This is a genomic window from Pseudomonas nicosulfuronedens (assembly GCF_005877905.1).
Taxonomy (GTDB): Bacteria; Pseudomonadota; Gammaproteobacteria; order Pseudomonadales; family Pseudomonadaceae; genus Pseudomonas; species Pseudomonas nicosulfuronedens.
The window spans coordinates 242,652-263,221 of the sequence record NZ_SWDV01000005.1; the positions used below are offsets into that span (position 1 = coordinate 242,652).

At 65.2% G+C, this 20,570-nt stretch carries 19 protein-coding genes; 12 read left to right on the top strand and 7 right to left on the bottom strand.

All coding sequences use genetic code 11. From position 1 onward, the window contains the following. The first annotated feature begins 70 nt into the window (after positions 1–70). Positions 71–958 (top strand): LysR family transcriptional regulator, encoded by an 888-nt coding sequence (locus FAS41_RS07865; RefSeq protein ID WP_138521039.1) that lies wholly within the window; start codon positions 71–73, stop codon positions 956–958. Positions 959–1,058: 100 nt separating this feature from the next. Here FAS41_RS07865 and fabF read toward each other — a convergent pair whose 3' ends face one another. After that, entirely contained in the window at positions 1,059–2,333 is a 1,275-nt protein-coding gene (gene fabF / locus FAS41_RS07870) for a beta-ketoacyl-ACP synthase II (RefSeq protein WP_138521040.1), read from the bottom strand. A gap of 107 nt (positions 2,334–2,440) precedes the next feature. Here fabF and FAS41_RS07875 point away from each other — a divergent pair, with 107 nt between their 5' ends. Then, positions 2,441–2,935, top strand: a complete 495-nt coding sequence (locus tag FAS41_RS07875) for a winged helix-turn-helix transcriptional regulator (RefSeq protein WP_045214378.1) — start codon at positions 2,441–2,443, stop codon at positions 2,933–2,935. A 34-nt stretch (positions 2,936–2,969) separates the two neighbouring features. On the opposite strand, the gene FAS41_RS07880 is transcribed toward FAS41_RS07875, so the two are convergent. Next, complete coding sequence (locus tag FAS41_RS07880) at positions 2,970–3,323, bottom strand: VOC family protein (RefSeq protein ID WP_138521041.1); 354 nt, start codon at positions 3,321–3,323, stop codon at positions 2,970–2,972. A 144-nt stretch (positions 3,324–3,467) separates the two neighbouring features. Here FAS41_RS07880 and FAS41_RS07885 point away from each other — a divergent pair, with 144 nt between their 5' ends. Both FAS41_RS07885 and FAS41_RS07890 read left to right on the top strand, forming a co-directional pair. Further along, positions 3,468–4,244 carry an AraC family transcriptional regulator gene (locus tag FAS41_RS07885; RefSeq protein ID WP_138521042.1) on the top strand — a complete coding sequence of 259 codons (777 nt, stop codon included), beginning with the start codon at positions 3,468–3,470 and terminating at the stop codon, positions 4,242–4,244. Between the two features lie 177 nt (positions 4,245–4,421). Continuing rightward, a complete protein-coding gene (locus FAS41_RS07890; protein ID WP_246084835.1) occupies positions 4,422–4,922 on the top strand; it encodes an ATP-dependent zinc protease family protein in 501 nt (166 codons plus the stop codon). On the opposite strand, the gene ptrR is transcribed toward FAS41_RS07890, so the two are convergent. Further along, a complete protein-coding gene (gene ptrR / locus FAS41_RS07895; RefSeq protein WP_138521044.1) occupies positions 4,919–5,818 on the bottom strand; it encodes a putrescine utilization regulator PtrR in 900 nt (299 codons plus the stop codon). The two genes, FAS41_RS07890 and ptrR, sit on opposite strands and share 4 nt — an antisense overlap. A gap of 109 nt (positions 5,819–5,927) precedes the next feature. On the opposite strand from ptrR, the gene FAS41_RS07900 reads away from it, so the two are divergent. After that, a complete protein-coding gene (locus FAS41_RS07900; protein WP_138521045.1) occupies positions 5,928–7,316 on the top strand; it encodes an aldehyde dehydrogenase family protein in 1,389 nt (462 codons plus the stop codon). A 58-nt stretch (positions 7,317–7,374) separates the two neighbouring features. Here FAS41_RS07900 and hemN read toward each other — a convergent pair whose 3' ends face one another. Next, entirely contained in the window at positions 7,375–8,772 is a 1,398-nt protein-coding gene (gene hemN, locus FAS41_RS07905) for an oxygen-independent coproporphyrinogen III oxidase (RefSeq protein WP_138521046.1), read from the bottom strand. A 155-nt stretch (positions 8,773–8,927) separates the two neighbouring features. Beyond that, on the bottom strand, positions 8,928–9,191 hold the full coding sequence (locus tag FAS41_RS07910) for a hypothetical protein (protein WP_138521047.1): 264 nt from the start codon (positions 9,189–9,191) through the stop codon (positions 8,928–8,930). A 217-nt stretch (positions 9,192–9,408) separates the two neighbouring features. On the opposite strand from FAS41_RS07910, the gene FAS41_RS07915 reads away from it, so the two are divergent. Beyond that, positions 9,409–10,590, top strand: coding sequence for a GGDEF domain-containing protein (locus tag FAS41_RS07915; RefSeq protein WP_138521048.1), 1,182 nt, complete (start codon positions 9,409–9,411; stop codon positions 10,588–10,590). A gap of 51 nt (positions 10,591–10,641) precedes the next feature. Here FAS41_RS07915 and aguA read toward each other — a convergent pair whose 3' ends face one another. Together aguA and FAS41_RS07925 are read right to left on the bottom strand one after the other, a co-directional pair. Next, positions 10,642–11,757, bottom strand: a complete 1,116-nt coding sequence (gene aguA, locus FAS41_RS07920; protein ID WP_138521049.1) for an agmatine deiminase — start codon at positions 11,755–11,757, stop codon at positions 10,642–10,644. A gap of 301 nt (positions 11,758–12,058) precedes the next feature. Continuing rightward, positions 12,059–12,946, bottom strand: a complete 888-nt coding sequence (locus tag FAS41_RS07925) for a LysR substrate-binding domain-containing protein (protein ID WP_138521050.1) — start codon at positions 12,944–12,946, stop codon at positions 12,059–12,061. Between the two features lie 432 nt (positions 12,947–13,378). On the opposite strand from FAS41_RS07925, the gene FAS41_RS07930 reads away from it, so the two are divergent. The 6 genes from FAS41_RS07930 to FAS41_RS07955 all read left to right on the top strand — a co-directional run bounded on the left by FAS41_RS07930 (position 13,379) and on the right by FAS41_RS07955 (position 20,547). Then, positions 13,379–14,680: an OmpP1/FadL family transporter gene (locus FAS41_RS07930; protein WP_138521051.1), complete on the top strand. Its 1,302-nt coding sequence runs from the start codon at positions 13,379–13,381 to the stop codon at positions 14,678–14,680. A 72-nt stretch (positions 14,681–14,752) separates the two neighbouring features. After that, the gene (locus FAS41_RS07935) at positions 14,753–15,424 is read left to right on the top strand and encodes a DUF3313 domain-containing protein (RefSeq protein ID WP_138521052.1); all 672 of its coding nucleotides are present in this window, start codon (positions 14,753–14,755) and stop codon (positions 15,422–15,424) included. Between the two features lie 143 nt (positions 15,425–15,567). Next, positions 15,568–17,589 carry an alkyl/aryl-sulfatase gene (locus FAS41_RS07940; RefSeq protein ID WP_246084836.1) on the top strand — a complete coding sequence of 674 codons (2,022 nt, stop codon included), beginning with the start codon at positions 15,568–15,570 and terminating at the stop codon, positions 17,587–17,589. 75 nt (positions 17,590–17,664) lie between these two features. Then, positions 17,665–18,660 carry an AraC family transcriptional regulator gene (locus tag FAS41_RS07945; RefSeq protein ID WP_138521053.1) on the top strand — a complete coding sequence of 332 codons (996 nt, stop codon included), beginning with the start codon at positions 17,665–17,667 and terminating at the stop codon, positions 18,658–18,660. A 126-nt stretch (positions 18,661–18,786) separates the two neighbouring features. Further along, on the top strand, positions 18,787–19,560 hold the full coding sequence (locus tag FAS41_RS07950) for an SDR family oxidoreductase (RefSeq protein ID WP_138521054.1): 774 nt from the start codon (positions 18,787–18,789) through the stop codon (positions 19,558–19,560). Between the two features lie 81 nt (positions 19,561–19,641). Then, positions 19,642–20,547 (top strand): LysR family transcriptional regulator, encoded by a 906-nt coding sequence (locus FAS41_RS07955; RefSeq protein WP_138521055.1) that lies wholly within the window; start codon positions 19,642–19,644, stop codon positions 20,545–20,547. Positions 20,548–20,570 lie beyond the last annotated feature (23 nt).

Genomic DNA, 20,570 nt, shown 5'->3' on the forward strand with positions numbered 1-20,570 from the left:
ACGGTAACGCCCACGTGCGCCGGGCTTGTTAGCCACGGCGGCCTTCGTCATTAGCCTGCGACTAACGAACATGGAAATCCGTCATTTCCGCTACTTCCTCAGCGTCGCCCGCCACGGTCACTTCACTCGCGCAGCCGAGCAACTGGGCATCGCCCCGCCGACCCTGAGCCGGCAGATCCAGGACATGGAAAAGCAACTGGGCGTGCTGCTGTTCCAGCGCAGCCAGCGCGAGGTGCGCCTGACCGCCGCCGGTGAGGCCTTGCTGACGGAAGCCGAACTCGCGGTCCGTCAGTTCGACGCCGCGCAACTGGGCGCACAACGCGCCGGGCGGGGTGAAACCGGACATCTGCGCCTGGGCTACGTAGCCTCGGCGGCCTATTCCGGCGTGCTGCAGCAACATGTCGAGCAGTTCACCCGCGCCCTGCCAGCCGTAGACCTCGACATCAGCGAAGCGCCCATGGCGCAACTGCCGGCGCAGGTGCGCGACGGCGCGCTAGACCTCGCCTATGTCCGCTCGCCCATGAGCCTGCCGGAGGAGCTGGAAGCCATCGCGCTGCAGGAAGAAGGCTTTGTCCTCGCCCTGCCCGCCGCCTCGCGCCTCAACGAGCTGCCGGAGATTCGCGCCGCCAGGCTGAGCGGGGAAACCTTCATCCTTCCGGAGCAGATCTCCGGCACCCTGGAAGTTGCCAGCGTCGGCGGCTTTTCCCCACGCCTGGGCCAGCAGCCAGGCAGCCTGGTGGCGGTGATCGCACTGGTCTCGCTGGGACGCGGCATCGCCATCGTCCCGGAGTCAGTGGTGCGCCGGGTACAGCTGCCGCAGGTGAACTACCTTCCGCTCGCCGACTGCACGCCGCGCTCCTGGCTGTCGCTGCTGCACCGACGCTTCGAGAAATCCCCGGTGGTGCGGCGCTACATCGAACAGATCAAGGCTCAGTCCGCCGACCACACCGCCAGCTAGTAGCCGTCCGGATTGATGAAGTAGATGCGCCGTCAGCCGAGGAACTCGAGGATAAGGCGGCCAACAGCAGTGATCTGCTTGCTGTTCGGCCGCCCAGGAATCACTCGTTCGACCAGCGTCGGAACAGCACACTGGCATTGACGCCGCCAAATCCAAAGCCATTGGAGAGTGCGTAGTCGGTATGCAGCGCTTGTGGGCTGGTGGTTGCCAGGCAAAGCCCTGCGGCCAATGGATCGGGGTTATGCAGGTTGAGCGTCGCCGGGGCCAATTGGTCCCGTAGCGCCAGCACGGTGAAGATCGCCTCGATCCCACCGGCCGCTCCCAGCAAATGCCCTGTGGAAGACTTGGTGGCGCTGATGATCGGCGATGCAGCCCCCTCGAACACCGCCTTGATAGCCGCCAGCTCGGCCTTGTCCCCAACCGGGGTCGAGGTTGCATGGGCATTCAGGTGGCCGATCTGGCCTGGTGCTACGCCGGCCTGTTGCAAGGCTTTTCTCATTGCCCGCTGAGCCCCATCGCCGTCCTCGGGGCCGGAGGTGATGTGGTAGGCGTCGGCACTCGTGCCATAACCCACTAGCTCGGCCAAGGGTTCTGCTCCCCGCGCCAAGGCGTGCTCAAGCTCTTCGATGACCAGCAGGCCAGCTCCTTCACTCATCACGAAGCCGTCGCGCGCCTCGTCGAAGGGTCGCGAGGCCGTCTCCGGACTTCCATTGAATTCGCTGGCCAAGGTCCGTGCGGCCGCAAAGCCAGCCAGGCTGACGCGATGGATGGCAGCCTCCGCGCCGCCACACAGCGCCACATCCACCTCACCGGCCAGGATCATGCGGGCCGCATCGCCGATGGCTTGTACGCCTGCCGCGCAGGCAGTGACCGGCGCTCCCAACGGTCCCTTCAAACCATGGCGAATGGAAACCTGGCCGGCTGCCAGATTGCACAGGAACGAGGGAATGGTAAAAGGCGACAGGCGACGCGGCCCCTTGCTGTCCGTCGTCCGCACCGCCTCGGCGATCGCCGGGAAGCCGCCAATGCCCGAGGCAATGATGGTTGCGGTGCGCTCCTGGTCCTGTGCTGTGGCGGGCTTCCAACCCGCTTGTGCCAGCGCCTCCTCCGCTGCCGCCAGCGCAAAGAGGATGAAGCGATCCACTTTCCGTTGATCCTTGGGGGACAGCACCCGGTCGGGGTCGAACCCGCCTTCCGAATCCTCCTCAAGAGCCGGCACCTGCCCGCCGATTCGCACCGAAAGGTCACCGATCAACGACTCCGGGAGCGGGCGAATGCCCGACTTGCCCGCCAGGAGGCGCTCCCATACCAGCTCCACGCCACAACCCAGCGGTGTAACGGCGCCCATTCCTGTCACAACGATACGTTTGCTCATCGAGGCCACTCCTTCGCGGCTGCTACTCTGTTGTACTGATGACGTTACTATCATAATGAAAGTAACATTCAATACGACAACCCCGACCACGAGCGCGAAGAATCGCTATGCAACGCAAGACAATGAAAGATGCGGAGTGCCCGGTGGCGCTGAGTCTCGAACACGTAGGCGAATGGTGGAGCCTGCTGATCATGCGCGATGCCCTGCACGGCCTGACACGCTTCGATGAGTTCTCCAGAAGCCTGGAGATCGCACCGAACATGCTCACCCGCCGGCTCAATGCGCTGGTGGAGGCAGGGCTGCTGGAGAAGCGCGCCTACAACGCAAAGCCTCTGCGCTACGAGTACATCCCGACCGAGCGCGGGCGTGACCTGAAAGCCGTTCTCTTCGCGCTCATCGCCTGGGGTAACAAGCACTTCGCCGGGGATGCGCCGAGCGTCCAGGTGGTGGAGCGGGCAACCGGCGAGGTGCTGCAGCCCATGATGGTCAATCCCGAATCAGGCCGGATCGTTCCGTGGGAAGACTGCGCGCTCAGCCATGGCTCAGGCGCCAGCCAAGGAATGCGGGAGCGACTCGGGAGCATCAGGAACGACTGGACATGAGCCAGGCTCCGACGCAGCCCGGGCAGGTGTGGAATCAGTCGGCGGACCACACCGCCAGCTCGTAGCCGTCCGGGTCGATGAAATGGAAGCGCCGGCCGCCGGGAAAGGCGAAGGTCGCGCGGCTGATGGTGGCGCCAGCCGCTTCAAGGCGGGCCTGGGTCTGTACCAGATCGTCGGAGTAGAGGATCACCAGCGGGCCGCCGGGGCGTACGGGCTCGCCCGTGGTGAAGCCACCGGTGAGGCGACCGTCGCTGAATTCGCAGTAGGTGGGGCCGTAGTCGGTGAACCTCCAGCCGAAGGCGCTGCCGTAGAAGGCCTTACTGCGCGCGATGTCACTGACGTTGAATTCGATGTTGTCGATCTGACGGTCGTGTCCACGGGTACCCATAGTCGCCTCCTGGCAAGTCATGTGGGCCTGATCCTACGGCAAATCCCACGCGGGCAATGTGCACCGCGCCAGTCGGCCGCAGGGTAGTTGGCCATTCTGCGCGGATTGACGAATAATCATCGCGCCTCAGCCAGATTCGCCGCCATGCTCAATGTCCCCCTCTCCAGCGTCGACCACCTCGACCGCAGCGTGCTCGCCATCGGCACCGACTACCCGCTGGGCACCCTGCTCAAGCCCCACTCCCACCGCCGCGCGCAATTCCTCTACGGTATGAGCGGGCTCATGGAGGTTGAGACCGAGGACGGTGCCTGGGTGATCCCGCCCTACAGCGGTGTGTGGATTCCCGCCGGCAAGCAGCATCGGGTGCTGATGCGCGGCGTCAGCACCCGCAGCCTGTATATCGACCCGCAGGTTCCGGTACGTGACACCCTGCTGTGCCAGGCGCTGACTGTCTCGCCGCTGCTGCATCACCTGCTGCTGGCCAGCGTCGAGGTGCCGGCACTGCATGACGAAGGCGGCCGCGACGGCGACCTGATCCGCCTGCTGCTTCACGAGCTGCGCGAGGCGCCGAGCCTGCCGCTGTTCGCCCCGCTGCCGGCCCATCCGCGCCTGCTCGAGCTGTGCCGGGACTTCCTGCGCGCGCCGGCCATCGACGTCACGGCAGACCTCTGGGCCGCCGAACTGCACTGCAGCACGCGCACCTTCAGCCGGCTGTTCCGCCAGCAGACCGGCCTGTCCTTCGGTGCCTGGCGCCAGCAGGCCTGCCTGCTCGCGGCCGTCACCCGCCTTTCCGCCGGCACACCCGTCACCCGCGTCGCGCTGGAGCTGGGCTATGACAGCCCGAGCGCCTTCTCCAGCATGTTCCGCCGCTGTCTTGGAGTGGCGCCCAGCAGCTATCAGACGGTCACTCAAGGCAGCTAGCACAGCTATCGGGCGCAACGCCGGAAGCGGCGGCGAGCCGCTGCGAACGGCCGTTCGTCGGCAATGCTAGCCATGAGCCACCAATCGCACATTTCGATGACCTGCCTTTAACACCGCCATAACCTTTCGGGCTCAAGCATGGAGTCGTCCGCCACGCGATTCCCTCGGAGAATGACCATGGAGTTGAATTCTCTCTCGCTCGCCATGCTGGTGCTGGCCTTCGCCGCCACGCTGAAGTCCCGCTCCGCGGACCTGCCGGTGAATGGCTGGGTGGAGGAAGTCCGCCTCTACCCCGGCGCCATCGCCCTGAAGGCCAAGCTCGATACCGGCGCCCTCACCTCGTCGCTGGATGCACGGGATATTCGCTATTTCCGCCGCGCTGGGCAGCAATGGGTGCGGTTTCGCGTGGTCGCAAGGAACCGCGAAACCGGCGAACCCTTCAGCCAGGAGTTCGAACGCCCACTGGTACGCCGGGTGAAGTTGCGGGGCGCGGGCGGCGTCGATCATCGCCCGGTGGTGACGATGGAGGTGCGCATCGGCCAGCAGATGCTGGTCGAGGAATTCTCCCTGCGCGACCGCAAGGACATGCTCTACCCCCTGCTGCTGGGCCGTCGAACGCTGGCACGCATCGGGCCGGTGGATACCCGCCGGACCTTCACCCAGCAGACCCGCCACTAGAGCGAGGTTGCCGGGCCTCCGGCCATATCCAGCACCGCCGCCTGCTCGTCCACCAACTGGCGGAACAACTCCAGTGAGCGCGAGCGTGAGTCGCTACGCCAGATCAGCCAGGTGTTCAACCGGGCGAAGTCGCCGCTCATGGGCCAGGCACTGACCGAGGCACTGCCGGGCATATTGCTCAGCATGCTGCGCGGCATCACCGCCAGGCCGCCGCCGGCACTCACGCAGGCGAGCATGCTGTGGTAGGACTCCAGCTCGCGGATGGCACCGGGCGCCGCGCCATCCGCGGCGAACCAGCGTTCGAAGTGGTGGCGGTAGGAGCAGTTGTCGCGGAACACGTAGATCATCTCGCCGTCGGCATCCTGACCACGCCGGATCGGTGCGTGGTGCGAAGGCGCGACCACCAGCATGTCCTCGTCGAACACCGGCACACCCTCCAGCGCCGGGTGCTTGATCGGGCCGTCGACGAAGGCGGCGATCAGCTCGCCGGCGATTACTCCATCAATCATGTCGCCCGAGGGGCCGGTAGACAGGTCAAGTTCCACCTTCGGGTATTGCTGGTGGTAGCGCGCCAGCAGACGCGGGATGCGCACCGCCGCCGTGCTCTCCAGCGAGCCGATGGGGAAACGCCCGGTGGGCTCCTTGCCCGAGACCACCACCCGCGCCTCTTCAACCAGCCCGAGGATACGCGTGGCGTAGACGAGGAAGTCGTGCCCGGCCAGGGACAGCCGCAGGCGGTTGTTCTCGCGGATGAACAGGTCGGCGCCCAGGTCCGCTTCCAGCTGCTTGATCCGTGTGGTCAGGTTGGACGGCACGCGGTGCATGGCCTGGGCAGCGGCGGCGATGCTCTTGTGGGCAGCCACGGCGCAGAAGATTTCCAGCTGGACCAGATCCATTTCATTCTCCAAACGAGAGCATAATCGTCATTATTATTCAGTTTTCATAAGCATCGATCAACGCGACACTGGCTCCACTCCCTGCCACCCCACCCTCCAGGAGCGAGCCATGAGCATCACCCCGCAGACCCACGCGATCTCCCGCAACCCCGCCAATGGCGAGGTGATCGACAGCTACGCCTTCGAGTCCGCCGAGGCGCTGGAGCAGGCACTGGCCCGCGCGGCCCAGGGCTACGCATCCTGGAAGCGCACCCCGCTGGAACAGCGTGCTGCCGCCCTGGTACGCCTTGGCCAGGCCTTGCGCGCCAACGCCGACGCCCTCGCCGCCACCATTACCGCCGAAATGGGCAAGCCGATCACCCAGGCCCGTGGCGAAGTGGAAAAGTGCGCCGCCCTGTGCGATTGGTACGCCGCCAACGGCCCGCAGATGCTCGCCCCGGAGCCGACCAGCGTGGAGCACGAGCGTGCCTGGATCGAATACCGCCCGCTGGGCCCGATCCTCGCGGTGATGCCGTGGAACTTCCCGATCTGGCAGGTGCTGCGCGGCGCGGTGCCGGCGCTGCTGGCCGGCAACACCTATGTGCTCAAGCACGCGCCGAACGTCATGGGCAGCGCCTACGGAATGCTGCAGGCGTTCCAGCAGGCGGCCTTCCCGGCGGGCGTTTTCGAAGTGATCAACGTCGGCAACGACCTGGTGTCCCAGGCCATCCGCGACGACCGTATCGCCGCCGTCACTGTCACCGGCAGCGTGCGCGCCGGCTCGGCCATCGGTGCCCAGGCGGGCGCCGCGCTGAAGAAGTGCGTGCTGGAACTGGGCGGATCGGACGCCTTCATCGTGCTCGCCGACGCCGACCTTGAGGTCGCGGTGAAGGCTGCGGTCGCCGGGCGCTTCCAGAACTCCGGACAGGTCTGCGCCGCAGCCAAGCGTTTCATCATCGAGCAGAGCATCGCCGACGCGTTCACCGAGCGCTTCGTCGCCGCGGCCCGCGAGATGGCGATGGGTGACCCGACCCTGGCACAAACCTACGTCGGCCCGATGGCCCGCTTCGACCTGCGCGACGAGCTGGACGACCAGGTGCAGCGCACCCTGGCCGAAGGCGCCACGCTGCTGCTGGGCGGCGGCAAGGTGGAAGGCGCGGGCAACTTCTACCAACCAACCGTGCTGGCCGATGTCACCCCGGCAATGACCTCGTTCCGCGAAGAACTGTTTGGCCCGGTGGCCTCGATCATCCGCGCGAAGGACGCCCGCCACGCGCTGGAACTGGCCAACGACAGCGACTTCGGCCTGACCGCCACGGTTTTCACCGCCGACCTCGCCCGAGCCCGGCAGATGAGCGCCGAGCTGGACGTCGGTGGCGTGTTCATCAACGGCTACAGCGCCAGCGACGCGCGTGTCGGTTTCGGCGGCGTGAAGAAGAGCGGCTTCGGTCGCGAGCTGTCGCACTTCGGCGTGCGCGAATTCTGCAACGCACAGACCGTCTGGGTCGATCGCCGCTGAGCATTGAAAACAAAACGGCCCGCCTTGATGGCGGGCCGTTCTGCATCCGGCAGCGGCATCAGATGGTCCGCGAGAAGCGCTCCTGCTGCCCGCCGCCCAGGTAGGCGTCGAAGGCCATCGCCACGCTGCGCATCATCAGCTGGCCCTGGGGCAGCAGCACCAGCGCGTCGTCATGCAGCTCGATCAGGCCGTCGCCGACCTGCTCCCGCAGCTGCTGCAGCGAACCCTCGAAGTACTCGCCGAAACGAATGCCGTGGCGCTCTTCCAGCGGGGCGTAGTCCACGCGGCCATGGCACATCAGCGCGCCGATCACTTCGCGGCGCAGGCGGTCGTCGTCGGTCAGGCGGTAGCCTTTGTGCACCGGCAGCAGGCCTGCGTCGAGCCGTGCGTAGTACTGCGACAGCTCCTTCACGTTCTGCCCGTAGGTATCGCCGACCTTGCTGATGGACGACACGCCCAAAGCGATCAGGTCGCAATCGGCGTGGGTCGAATAGCCCTGGAAGTTGCGCTGCAGGGTGCCGTTGTTGCGGGCCACCGTGAGCTCATCGTCCGGCAGGGCGAAATGGTCCATGCCGATATAGACATAGCCCGCTTCGGTCAGGCGCCGGATGGTCAGCTCCAGCAGTTCCAGCTTGCGCTCCGCTGGCGGCATGTCCTCGCGGCGGATCAGCCGTTGCGCGCGCACCCGCTCGGGCAGGTGGGCGTAGCTGTAGGCGGCGATGCGATCCGGACGCAGGGCGATGATCTTGCTCAGCGTTGTGTCGAAGCTCTCCACCGTCTGCAGCGGCAGGCCATAGATCAGGTCCACCGACACCGACTTGAACTTCGCCTCACGGGCAGCCTGCACCAGGTCGAAGACCTGCTGTTCGCTCTGCACACGGTTGACCGCCTGCTGCACCTGTTCGTCGAAATCCTGCACGCCGAAGCTCAGGCGGTTGAAGCCCTGGGCGCGCAGTTCGGCGATGCGTTCGCGGCTGATGGTGCGCGGGTCGACTTCGATGGAGAACTCGTGGGCGTCGCTTTCGTCGAGGTTGAAGTGCTGGCGCAGGCTGTCCATTACCTCACCTAGTTGCTCGCTGGTCAGGTAGGTCGGCGTGCCGCCGCCCAGGTGCAGCTGGGTAAGCTTGCGCGAGCCGTCGAACAGCTCCGCCTGCAGGGCGATCTCGCGCTTGAGGTAGTCCAGGTACTCCACGGCGCGGTGGGTCTTCTGGGTGATGATCTTGTTGCAGGCGCAGTAGTAGCAGAGGCTCTTGCAGAACGGGATATGGATGTACACCGAGAGCGGCTTGGCCACGCCCTCGCTGCCGGGATGATTGCTGCGCTGGGCGGCCGCGCGGTAGTCGTCGGCGGCAAAGGCACCATGGAACTGCGGCGCAGTGGGATAGGAGGTATAGCGCGGGCCGGGACGGTCGTACTTCTCCACCAGCGCGCGGTTGAAACTCATCGATTCGGGCATGACACGGGCTCCTGAGGCGCTGGCAGTCTGACGCTGCGAGTCGCGCGGCAACCTTACACCTGCCTGCTGCCCCACTCCCTGCGCGGGATCAAGACTTCCTTCCAGTCAGGCATATCCCAGCACCTTCGCGCCGATAGCCGACCGCTGGCGAGGCATCAGGAGCGGTCGCGGCGTACCGTGGAGAGGAAGCTGGTCGGGATCGACATCAGCAGGATATAGGCCGACACCGCCAGCATCAGGCCACCGCTGCCCAGCAGCAGGTAGCGGCGTTCCTTCACCACAGCCATGTCCAGCCCGCCGGAAAAGAGAATCCAGCCCAGCCCTGCCAGGGCCACGGTGAACAGGATGGCGATCAGGTAGCTGGCCGCGACGATCAGGAACCAAAGCGGGCTCCAGCGCCGGCGTGTCGGCTTCTCCATGGCTTCGGGCCTCCCAGCCCCACAGCGAATACTCACGAACCCGCACAGTCTGATGGCAAATGGCCGCTTCAGCAATGCGACGAAAGCGGAAGAAGTGCTTTCCAGACGCGACAGAACGAATGCAAACCCGACCGGAAGCGCCCGGCTGACATACCGGAATACCAGCAAGGGCGCTTACAATCACGGTTTTTGCCGACAGTGCAGTACGGTTTCGAAAATGGCGCTTGATCCACCCACCATGTTGACTATCTCGGTCGCCCTCGCGGCGGCCGCAGCGCTGTATCTGGCCATCGAATGGCGCAGCGTACGCGAACGCTCGCTGCTCTACTGGAGCGCCGGCTTCGCCACCATCACCCTCGGCTCCACCCTCGCCCTGCTGCGCATGGGCGGCTACCTGCTGGTGGGTATCTGGTTCGCCAACGGCCTGCTGGTGCTGGCCCACTGGTTCTTCCTCAGTGGGGTAGCGAAGTTCACCGAGGCAAGGTTGTCACGCGGCTGGCTGCTCGTCCCGCTCACCTGGATAGCGCTGCTGGCGCTGCCCGACGGTGGCCCGCTGTGGTCCAAGCTCATGCTGCTGGCCAACTCCTGGCTGGTCGCCCTGCTCTCCCTGCGCGCCAGTTACCTGCTGCGCTCCCATGGCAAGTCCCTGAGCGTGGGCGCGGTGCAGTTGCGCTACGTGATGCTGGTGCACGGCGCCTTCTACCTGGCCAAGGGTGCGACGGTGATCGTCCCCGGCACGCTGATCGACCTGGCCGCGTTCCGTGGCGAAATCATCCAGATTTCCCTGGTCGAGGGTGCCATGGCGATCATGCTGATCGCCCTGTCGATGACCGGCACCGAGCGCTATCGCCGCGAAAAGCGCATCGCCCGTCTTGCTGCGCGTGACCCGCTGACCGCCCTGTACAACCGCCGCGCACTGGAAGTCCGTGCGCCCCGCGTGTTCGAGGATATCTCTGCGGAACGTCCCGGCGCGCTGTTGCTGATCGATATCGACAATTTCAAGCAGGTCAACGACCTGTACGGACATACCGCCGGCGACCGCCTGCTGGTGGCGCTCAGCGAAATGATCCGGGCGGCGTTACCCGAGCGAGCAGTGGCCGCGCGGCTGGGTGGCGACGAGTTCGTCATCCTGCTGAGCAACATCAGCGGCGAACAGGTGATGGAACTGGCCGGCAAGCTGCGCGAGCAGTTCCAGAACACCGCCACGCAGAACTTCGACACGCCCCAGGCGGTGACCCTGAGCATCGGCGCCAACCTGTTCGACCAGCCACCGGCCAGCCTCGCCGCGCTGATCGAGCAAGGCGATGCCGCACTCTACGAATCCAAGCGCGGCGGTCGCGACAGCATCCGCCTGATGGATCGCACGGTTACCGGTGGCGACCCGCTGCGGCTGCGCTGATTCACGCTGATGTGAGCAACGCGCCCGCACTGGGCGGGCCCTGCGGAAACCTCAGCCGCGGCGCGCCGGCGCCGCGTACTGGGGCATGGTGATGCAGCCGATGTTGCCGCCGCCCAGGAGGATTTCCCGCGAGTTGTCGATGCCGATCACCCGCTTCTCCGGGAACAGCTCGGCCAGCACGCCCTGGGCGATGCGGTCATTGGGATCGTTGAAGAACGGCATCACGATGGCCGAGTTGCCGGTATAGAAGTTGATGTAGGAGGCACAGATTTTCGTGCCTTCCTGGCGGTCGAAGCTGCCCTCGACCTGATCCAGGCCCTCGGCCTCGGCAGCAGTCCACTCCAGCACCTGCGGCTGCGGTAGCTTGTGCACCTCCAGAGAATTGCCACGGGCATCACGGGCACTGCGCAGCACGTCGTAGGCCTCCTGGTAGATTTCCCACTGCGGGTCGCTGCGGTCGTCCGTCCACTGCATCACTACCACTCCCGGTCGCACGAAGCAGGCCAGGTCGTCGACGTGGCCGTCGGTTTCGTCGAACTTGCAGCCGCGCGGCAACCAGATCACATGTTCGGCACCCAGGTAGTCACAGAGACGGCGGGTGACTTCCTGCTTGCCCAGGTGGGCATTGCGATTGCGGTTGAGCAGGCATTGTTCGGTGGTCAGCAGGGTGCCCTGGCCGTCACTGCGGATGCTGCCCATCTCCGCAATGATCGACGCGCGATAACGGTCGAAGTCCTCGATCTCGAGGATTTTCTGCGCGATCTGGTCGTCCTTGTCCCAGGGATAGTAGAGGCCTCCATCGAGCCCGCCGTAGGCGTTGAACTGGAAGTCCACACCGCGCATCTCGCCGGTTGCGTCATTGACCAGGAAGGCCGGGCCGCTGTCGCGGAACCAGGTGTCGTTGCAGGTCATCTCCACCACGCGGACGTTCTCGGGAAGCATGCGCCGGGCGTTGGCGTACTGCGCGGCAGAAGCGCAGACGGTTACCGGCTCGCTGCTGGCGATGGCACTCACCACCTCTACCCAGACTTTCTGTGCCGGCTTGCCGCCGTTGCGCCAGACGTCGCTGCGCTCGGGCCAGCCGAGCCAGCAGCGGGCCTTGGGTTCGAATTCGCCGGGCAGACGGAAGCCGTCGGCCTTGGGCATTGTCGAGTGGGTGCGGGACATCGCGACGCTCCGGATTCAGGGACGGGAATGGCCCCAAGATTGCCGGTCCGAAGCAGCAGAAACCAATGATGAATTTCGCGGAATAGCTGAATTCAATTCATCATTTCAAAGGCAAATGATGAGCCTCACCGAACATGGGCTGTGTCCAGCCCACGCCATAGGCCCCGCCCACAGCCGCCAACATGCCGAAGCCCGTCTTGAGCTGTAGGAGCGAGCTTGCTCGCGAACCCGCTTGACGCCATCACCTCAAGAACACGCTGTTCGCGAGCAAGCTCGCTCCTACAAAGAGCCGTTGGCGTATTCACATGTCGTTGAGCTGATCGGTGAACCACTGGATGAAATCCGCCACCGCCGGCTTCTCCAGGCGCAGGCGCTCGCAGACCAGCGCGTACTGCCCCAGCGAGGTGATCTGCGCGGCGAACGGGCGCACCAGCCGGCCGCAGGCCAGGTCCTCGGCGCTGGTGAGGTTGTCGCCGATGGCCACGCCTTGCCCGCGCACCGCCGCTTCCATGGTCAGCCCGGCGTGACCGAGGTAGACATGGCGGCTGGGGCGGATATCGCTGGCATGGGTAGTCAGCCAGGCAGTCCAGGACTTGCCGTCCTGGTCATCATGCAGCAGGCAGTGGCGCGCCAGGTCGCGCGGGTGCTTGAGCGGCGACTGGTTGAACAGGCCGGGGCTGCACACCGGGAAGAACTGCAGGGTCGGCAGCGGTCGCACGAAGTAGGTGCTGGCGTCCTCCGGACCGGTACCGTAGGTGATGGCCAGGTCGATCTCGGCAGCCGGCCCCGGTGCCTCCAGCGGTTGCTCGTGCAGGTGCAGGACTATCTCCGGGTAGCGCTCGGCGAAGTCTGCCAGCCGGCCCACCAGCCATTTCTGCGCCAGCTCCACCGTCACCGCGATGTGCAACTGCGCCTGGGAGCCCGGGTCGCGCAACTCATCGCATGCCGTGGCGATTAGTTCGAAAGCCTGCTGCAGGCTGCGCAGCAGGCGCCGCGCCTGGGCGGTAGGCTGCACCTGGCGGCCCTGGCGCTCGAACAGCGTCGCCCCCAACTGCTCTTCCAGCTGGCGAATCTGGTGGCTGACCGCACTGTCGGTCACGCACAGCTCGGCGGCAGCTCGGCCGAAGTGCGCATGGCGTGCAGCGGATTCGAAGGTGCGCAGGGCGGTAAGCGAAGGTAGGCGTCGCATGATGAAAGCAGTCTTTATTGGCAAGGCGGCCGGCATGCTGACCGACGCAGCCTGCACGACGCAAGGCGGATACAGGCGCCCCAGCGCGAAACTCACCGCTGCGCGCAGCACTCCTTTCACGACAACCACTGTTCGTCCGCCCCACCCCTTTCGCCCGCAGCGCTTGACGCTCAGTGGCAGGCAGCGAAGTCCCCCGGCGATTGGATACTCTTTATGTCCATCTTTGTGTCGTGAACTGAACATTGATCGCGTCTCGCACCAAAATCCCGGTTGCATATCCCGTATCGCTATCTAGGCTGATCTTCACGACCCAGCCGGTGGGAAAAGCACCACGGGACAAGGGATCGCCGTCTCCAGCACGCATTCGGAGCGAATGCCTTTCATCGGCTCGAACGCCATGAGAGCCAGTCAGGGATCAGCAGGGGATGCTCGATGACCAGAGTCCGCACAGGCGCCGCAAAGGCCATAGGCGCTTCCATTGCGACATCGCTTTGTATCCTGTTCGTCGGCCCCGCCGCTGCCGGTGGCATCCTCATCTACGAGGCCGGTCAGGAAGGCAATGGCCTGGCCAACGCCGGCTCGGCCGCGCTGGCCAGCGACCCCAGCGTGCTGATGAGCAATCCGGCCGGCATCGCCGAGCTCAAGGGCACGCAGATCAGCGCCAACGCCCAGGTCATCCTCGGCGACCTGAGCTTCTCGCGCGACAGCAACAACCAGTTCGATGGCAACGAAGGTGGCAACTCCCTGAAATGGCTGCCGGGTGCCAGCTTCTTCGTCAGCCAGCAGATCGACGAACGCTCGGCCATCGGCTTCGGCATGTATGGCAACTTCGGCCTGGCGCTGGACTATGACGACGACTGGGCCGGCCGCTACTTCAACCAGGAGGCAGCGGTCATCGGCGTGTCGTTCCAGCCGACCATCGCGCACAAGTTCACCGACCAGCTCACGCTCGGCATCGGCCCGCGCATCGTCTACGCCTACTACCGCAACGAAACGGCCATCAACAACAACCTGCTCGGCCTGCGCGATGCTCCCGACGGGCAACTGGAATACAAGGACACCGATGTCGGTACCGGGGTGAACATCGGCCTGCTCTATGACCTCAGCGATCGCACCAAGATCGGCTTCGCCTACACCAGCAAGGTGAAGCTGGAGTTCGAAGACAGCCCCGATGTGCGCAAGGTCAGCAACCCGATCATCAATGCCGCGCTGCGCCGCCTGGATGTCGACTCGCTGGAACTGGACATGAACATCCCGCAGACCGCGACCCTGAGCATCGCCCACCAGCTCGACCCGCAGTGGAAGCTGCTGGGCAGCCTGGGCTGGCAGGACTGGAGCGACTTCGGCGAGATCGGCGTGGAGGTGGACGCCAACGCCGCTGGCGTGGATCGCACCGTCGACCGCCAGTACAAGGACACCTGGCACGCCTCCATCGGCACCCAGTACCAGGCCACCCCGCAATGGCGCTGGAGCCTTGGCCTGGGTTACGACAGCTCGGCGGTGGACGACAAGGACCGCACCGTGGACAACCCCATGGGCGAGGCCTGGCGCCTGGCCACCGGGGTCAACTACCAGGTGGACGAGGGCCTGGACCTGCACCTGGCCTACACCCTCGTCTGGCTCGGCGACATGGACGACGAACAGACCAAGTCCCGCTCCGGCGAGACCCTTTCCGGCACTTACCGCAATGCCGCCCTGCACATCCTTGGCGGCGGCGCGACCTGGCGTTTCTGAGCACGAGCAACGCGCCGCCAAGAGCGCGCCCCCGACACCATCGATGCAGTACCGCCCACAAGGAGCAATATAATGAACTGGAAACTCCTGGCCATGCCGCTGTGCCTGGCCACCCTCACCCTCACCGGCTGTGCGAGCAAGTACGTGGAGCCGGAGAACTACTCCGGCTTCCTCAAGGACTACAAGGTCCTCAAGGAAGAGAAGTCCCCCTCCGGCGCACCGGTGATGCGCTGGATCAAGCCCGGCATCGACGTCAGCCAGTTCACCAGCGTGTATGTCGAGCCGAGCCAGCTCTACCCGCAACCGCAGCCCAGCGAGAAGATCCCGCAGAGCACGCTGGACGGCATTACCAAGTACTACGACCAGTCACTGCAGACGCAATTCGCCAAGGCCCTGCCCCTGGCTAGCGGTCCTGGCCCTGGCGTGCTCGTCGTGCGCCCGGCGATCACCGCCGTCAGTGCATCGACCAAGGGCCTGCAACCCTATGAGGTCATCCCCATCGCCCTGATCGCCGCCGGCGTCAGCACCGCCACCGGTATCCGTGACCAGGACACCAGCATCGCCACCGAAGCCGCTTTCCTCGACGGCAGTAACGGCACGGTGGTCGCCCAAGTGGTGCGCAAGGGTGCCGGCAGCGAGCTGGACAACTCCTCCCAGGTCATGACCGCCAACGACGCCAAGGCCCTGCTCGATGGCTGGGCGCGGGACATGGTCAAGTCCTACGAGCAACTCAAGAGCAAGTAACCCCCTGACCCGGCATGGCTCGCGCGAGAGCGGGCCATGCCGGAAAGGCGAAACCTCGTCTGCAATACCTCGAACAAGTCCAAGACCACACCGCTGGCAGTTGCCTCGAAGGGTACGGCGCATAAAGCAAGAAGGAGCTTGAGATGAAACTGATCGCGCAATCGTCGCACTCGATGGATGGCCAGTGCGCCGCCAGGCTGTGGAAATTCAGCTCGTCGTTCCTGCTGGCGGCAGCCATTTCCATGACGACCCACGCCTGGGCTGCCGAAGCGCCCAAGCCGGCAACCGACGCCACCAAGGCCGCCAACGATGCCCTGCTGCAAGAGCTGCCGTTCAACGACAAGACCTCGTTCGAGCTGGCCCACAAAGGCTTCATCGCCCCGCTGCCCAGCGAGCCGATCAAGGGCGAGAAAGGCAACCTGATCTGGGACCCGGCCAAGTACAACTTCATCAAGGAAGGTGAAGCCGCGCCAGCCACCACCAACCCCAGCCTGTGGCGGCAATCCCAGCTGATCAACATTTCCGGCTTGTTCCAGGTCACCGACGGCATCTACCAGGTGCGCAACTACGACCTGTCGAACATGACCATCGTCGAGGGCAAGACCGGCATCACCATCTTCGACCCGCTGATCTCCGCCGAGACCGCCAAGGCGGCACTTGACCTGTACTTCGCACACCGACCGAAGAAACCGGTGGTCGCGGTGATCTACACCCACAGTCACGTCGACCACTACGGCGGTGTGCGCGGCGTGGTGGACGAGAAGGATGTGAAGGCCGGCAAGGTCAAGATCTACGCCCCGCTGGGCTTCCTCGAACACGCCGTGGCCGAGAACGTGATGGCCGGCACCGCGATGAGCCGTCGCGCCAGCTACATGTACGGCAACCTGCTGCCGCCGAGTGAAACCGGCCAACTGGGCGCCGGCCTGGGCACTACCACCTCGGCCGGTACCGTGACCCTGATTCCGCCCACCGACATCATTTCCAAGACCGGCGAGAAGCGGGTGATCGACGGCCTCACCTACGAGTTCCTCTACGCGCCGGGCAGCGAGGCGCCGGCCGAGATGATGTACTACATCAAGGAGAAGAAGGCCCTCAACACCGCCGAGGACTCCACCCACACCCTGCACAACACCTACTCGCTGCGCGGCGCGAAGATCCGCGAGCCGCTGCCCTGGTCCAAGTACCTCAACGAAGCCCTGAAGATGTGGGGCAACGACGTGCAGGTGATGTACGCCATGCACCACTGGCCGGTGTGGGGCAACAAGGAAGTGCGCGACCAGCTCTCCTCGCAGCGCGACATGTACCGCTACATCAACGACGAGACCCTGCGTCTGGCCAACAAGGGCCTGACCATGACCGAGATCGCCGAGCAGGTGAAACTGCCCAAGGGTATCGCCGACCGCTTCTCCAACCGTGGCTACTACGGCTCGCTGAACCACAACGTGAAGGCGACCTACGTGCTCTACCTCGGCTGGTTCATCGGCAACCCGGCGACCCTGTGGGAGCTGCCGCCCGAGGAAGAAGCCAAGCGCTACGTCGACATGATGGGCGGCGCCGACGCCGTGCTGAAGAAGGCCAAGGAGTACTACGACAAGGGCGACTTCCGCTGGGTGGCCGAGGTGGTCAACCACGTGGTGTTCGCCGACCCCAGCAACCAGGCGGCGAAGAACCTGCAGGCCGACGCGCTGGAACAGCTCGGCTATCAGGCCGAGAGCGGCCCTTGGCGCAACTTCTACCTGACCGGCGCGCAGGAACTGCGCAACGGCGTGCAGAAGCTGCCGACCCCGGACACCGCCAGCCCCGACACCGTCAAGGCGATGGACCTGGACCTGTTCTTCGACTACCTGGCCATGCGTTTGAAAGGGCCTGAGGTGGCGGACAAGCACATCACCCTCAACTTCGACTTCACCGACCTGAAGCAGAAGTACACGCTGGAGATGGTCAACGGTGTGCTCAACCACACCGAGGGCGTACAGGCCAAGGACGCCGATGCCACCATCACCCTCACCCGCGACACCCTGAACAAGCTGATGCTCAAGCAGACCACGCTCAAAGACGCGGAAGGCTCGGGCGAGCTCAAGGTGCAGGGTGACCAGGGCAAGCTCGACGAGCTGATGAGCTATATGGACAACTTCGACTTCTGGTTCAACATCGTCACGCCCTGACCCGGCAACCACGGGCAGGCCGGCGGCTTCCGCCGCTGGCCTGCCGCTTTTCCCCAGGCCTGGAAACCCACCCCCATGGACACCGTTCGCGGCACCGCTTTCCTCCAGTTCGGCGATCTGCTCGCCGAGCGTGGCGCTGCGCTGCGCTCACACCTCGCCCCTCACCGCATCGACCTGAGCGTCGTCGGCAACTACGAGAAAAAATTCTCCTACAAGAGCCTGGTGCAGATCTTCGAAGGCAGCGCCCACGCCCTGGCCATGCCCGAACTGGGGCTGGAGCTGGCGACCCGGCAACAATCCACCCTGCTCGGTCCGTTGCAGCACCTGGCGCAGACGGCCCCCACAGCTGGAGAAGGATTGGCCGCAGTGGTGCGCTACATGCACCTGTACAGCCCGTCGATCCTCTTTCGCCTGGAGCGGCGCAACGGTTGCACCCTGCTCTGTTTCGACAACACGCTGCCGTGCATCGAGGAGATTCCGCAGATCGTCGAGAAGTCCCTGCTGCACGGCAAGTTGATGATGGCCGAACTGCTGGGTACCCCCTTCCAGCCCACCACCGTGCTGCTACGCCACCCACCACAGGCAGAACTGTCGGTGTACCGGCGCTACTTCGACTGCCCGGTGCTGTTCGGCCAGGACCACAACGCCCTGGTCATCGCCCAGCGCGACCTGCAGCGCCCCTGTGCGCGCCACGACGCCCTGTTGCATTCCATCGTCCGGTTCTACCTGGAAGCGCATTCGGACGCCGGCGAGAAGCTCGGCTTCGCCGTCGAACGCCACATCCACGCCCTGCTACCCAAGCAGCGCTGCAGCCTGGAACAGGTGGCGCAACTGCTCGACCTGCACCCGCGCACGCTGCAGCGGCGCCTGGCCAATGACGGCATCGATTTCGAGGAACACGTCGACCAGATCCGCCGTCACCGCGCCGAACAATTGCTCGGTCACTCCGACCTGTCCATCGCGCGCATCGCGCAGGAACTGGGCTACCGCCGCACCACCTCGTTCTGCCGAGCGCACCACCGCTGGTTCGGCATGGCGCCCATCGAGCATCGGCGCGCGCTGAAGCACTGAACGCCAGCGCTCTCCAGCGAAGATTGTCCAGCGGCGCCGGACAGTCCATCCCAGCGGCGCGGAATTATCTTCTCCCTGCGTACCTCTAGACTCAGGCTTGCCTTCAACCCAGCAGGACTGACGACCATGGCCGACCATTCGATCCAGGGAAAAGTGGTACTTATCGCCGGAGGAGCGAAGAACCTCGGCGGGCTGATTGCCCGCGATCTCGCCGCACAGGGAGCCGCCGCCGTGGCGGTGCACTACAACAGCAACTCGAGCAAGGCGGAAGCGGACAAGACCGTCGCCGCGCTGCAGGAACTGGGCGCGAAGGCTGTAGCACTGCAGGCCGACCTCACCCGCGCAGGCGCGGTGGAGAAACTCTTTGCCGACGCCGTCGCCGCCGTCGGCAAACCGGACATCGCCATCAACACGGTCGGCAAGGTGCTGAAGAAGCCCATGGTCGAGATCAGCGAAGCCGAATACGACGAGATGATGGCGGTGAACGCCAAGTCGGCGTTCTTCTTCATCAAGGAGGCCGGCCGGCACCTCAACGACAACGGCAAGATCTGCACCATCGTCACTTCGCTGCTGGGCGCCTTCACGCCCTTCTACGCCGCTTACGCCGGCGGCAAGGCACCGGTGGAACACTTCACCCGCGCCGCCGCCAAGGAGCTGGGCGAGCGCGGCATCTCCGTCACCGCTGTGGGCCCTGGCCCGATGGACACGCCGTTCTTCTATCCTGCCGAGGGGCAGGACGCAGTGAACTACCACAAGACCGCCGCCGCCCTGTCGCCTTTCTCGAAGACCGGCCTGACCGACATCGAGGACGTGGTGCCCTTCATCCGCCACCTGGTCAGCGACGGCTGGTGGATCACCGGGCAGACGCTGCTGATCAATGGCGGCTATACCACCAAGTGATCCCCACGACGCAGGACTGACCACCACCGCCGGCCCGCGCACCTGCTCCGGGCTGGCGCCACTGTCTCCCCCCGAGGTGCCATGGAGCGCATCGAGCAGTACCGCATCTTCGTCCAGGTCGCCGAACTGGGCAGCTTCATCCAGGCCTCGCGGGTGCTCAAGCTGCCACGCGCCACGGTGTCCGCTGCCGTCCAGCAACTGGAAGCCGGCCTCGGCACGCGGCTGCTGCATCGCACCACGCGCAAGGTCAGCCTGACGGCGGACGGCCTGCAACTGCTGGAACGTGCTCACCCGTTACTGCACGAATATGACGAAGTGGACCAGCTGTTCCAGGCCCACCCGCAGCAGATCAGCGGGCGCCTGGACATCGACGTGCCCAGCCGTATCGCCCGCCGCCTGTTGATCCCGGCGCTGCCGGAATTCCTCCGCCAGTACCCATGCGTGCAACTGGGGTTGGGCTCCACCGACCGGTTGATCGACCCGGTGAGTGAAGGCGTCGATTGCATCATCCGCTTCGGCCGGCTGGCCAACAGCAGCCTGGTGGTGAAACCGCTGGGGCAGGTCCTGCTGGTCAACTGCGCCAGCCCCTCCTATCTCGCCGAACATGGCGTTCCGCGTCAGCTGGACGACTTGCGCAGGGGCCACCACTGTATCGGCTACAGCCCCACCACCGGCGGCCAGGCATTGCCCTGGGAGTGTCCGGAGGACGACGGCGAGCGCAGCATCGAGCTGCCCTGCCGGATGATCGTCAACAACGTCGAGAGCTACATCGCCAGTTGTTGCGCCGGTCTAGGGCTGATCCAGGTGCCGTTGTTCGATATACAGCACCTGCTCGATGCCGGCGCGCTGGTGGAGGTCCTGCCCGAGCATCGGCCCGCCCCCATGCCGGTATCCATGCTCTACCCCAACCGCCGGCAGCGCTCGCGTCGGCTGGCGGTTTTCCTCGATTGGTTCAGCGCGCAGATGCAGCCATTCCTGGCGCCCTGACGAGATTCCCTGCGAAGCGCTAT

Excerpts from the sequence above, each read along its gene's own strand:
- FAS41_RS07865 (WP_138521039.1), top strand. The coding sequence starts at position 71 with ATGGAAATCCGTCATTTCCGCTACTTCCTCAGCGTCGCCCGCCACGGT.
- fabF (WP_138521040.1), bottom strand. The coding sequence starts at position 2,333 with ATGAGCAAACGTATCGTTGTGACAGGAATGGGCGCCGTTACACCGCTG.
- FAS41_RS07875 (WP_045214378.1), top strand. The coding sequence starts at position 2,441 with ATGCAACGCAAGACAATGAAAGATGCGGAGTGCCCGGTGGCGCTGAGT.
- FAS41_RS07880 (WP_138521041.1), bottom strand. The coding sequence starts at position 3,323 with ATGGGTACCCGTGGACACGACCGTCAGATCGACAACATCGAATTCAAC.
- FAS41_RS07885 (WP_138521042.1), top strand. The coding sequence starts at position 3,468 with ATGCTCAATGTCCCCCTCTCCAGCGTCGACCACCTCGACCGCAGCGTG.
- FAS41_RS07890 (WP_246084835.1), top strand. The coding sequence starts at position 4,422 with ATGGAGTTGAATTCTCTCTCGCTCGCCATGCTGGTGCTGGCCTTCGCC.
- ptrR (WP_138521044.1), bottom strand. The coding sequence starts at position 5,818 with ATGGATCTGGTCCAGCTGGAAATCTTCTGCGCCGTGGCTGCCCACAAG.
- FAS41_RS07900 (WP_138521045.1), top strand. The coding sequence starts at position 5,928 with ATGAGCATCACCCCGCAGACCCACGCGATCTCCCGCAACCCCGCCAAT.
- hemN (WP_138521046.1), bottom strand. The coding sequence starts at position 8,772 with ATGCCCGAATCGATGAGTTTCAACCGCGCGCTGGTGGAGAAGTACGAC.
- FAS41_RS07910 (WP_138521047.1), bottom strand. The coding sequence starts at position 9,191 with ATGGAGAAGCCGACACGCCGGCGCTGGAGCCCGCTTTGGTTCCTGATC.
- FAS41_RS07915 (WP_138521048.1), top strand. The coding sequence starts at position 9,409 with ATGGCGCTTGATCCACCCACCATGTTGACTATCTCGGTCGCCCTCGCG.
- aguA (WP_138521049.1), bottom strand. The coding sequence starts at position 11,757 with ATGTCCCGCACCCACTCGACAATGCCCAAGGCCGACGGCTTCCGTCTG.
- FAS41_RS07925 (WP_138521050.1), bottom strand. The coding sequence starts at position 12,946 with ATGCGACGCCTACCTTCGCTTACCGCCCTGCGCACCTTCGAATCCGCT.
- FAS41_RS07930 (WP_138521051.1), top strand. The coding sequence starts at position 13,379 with ATGACCAGAGTCCGCACAGGCGCCGCAAAGGCCATAGGCGCTTCCATT.
- FAS41_RS07935 (WP_138521052.1), top strand. The coding sequence starts at position 14,753 with ATGAACTGGAAACTCCTGGCCATGCCGCTGTGCCTGGCCACCCTCACC.
- FAS41_RS07940 (WP_246084836.1), top strand. The coding sequence starts at position 15,568 with ATGAAACTGATCGCGCAATCGTCGCACTCGATGGATGGCCAGTGCGCC.
- FAS41_RS07945 (WP_138521053.1), top strand. The coding sequence starts at position 17,665 with ATGGACACCGTTCGCGGCACCGCTTTCCTCCAGTTCGGCGATCTGCTC.
- FAS41_RS07950 (WP_138521054.1), top strand. The coding sequence starts at position 18,787 with ATGGCCGACCATTCGATCCAGGGAAAAGTGGTACTTATCGCCGGAGGA.
- FAS41_RS07955 (WP_138521055.1), top strand. The coding sequence starts at position 19,642 with ATGGAGCGCATCGAGCAGTACCGCATCTTCGTCCAGGTCGCCGAACTG.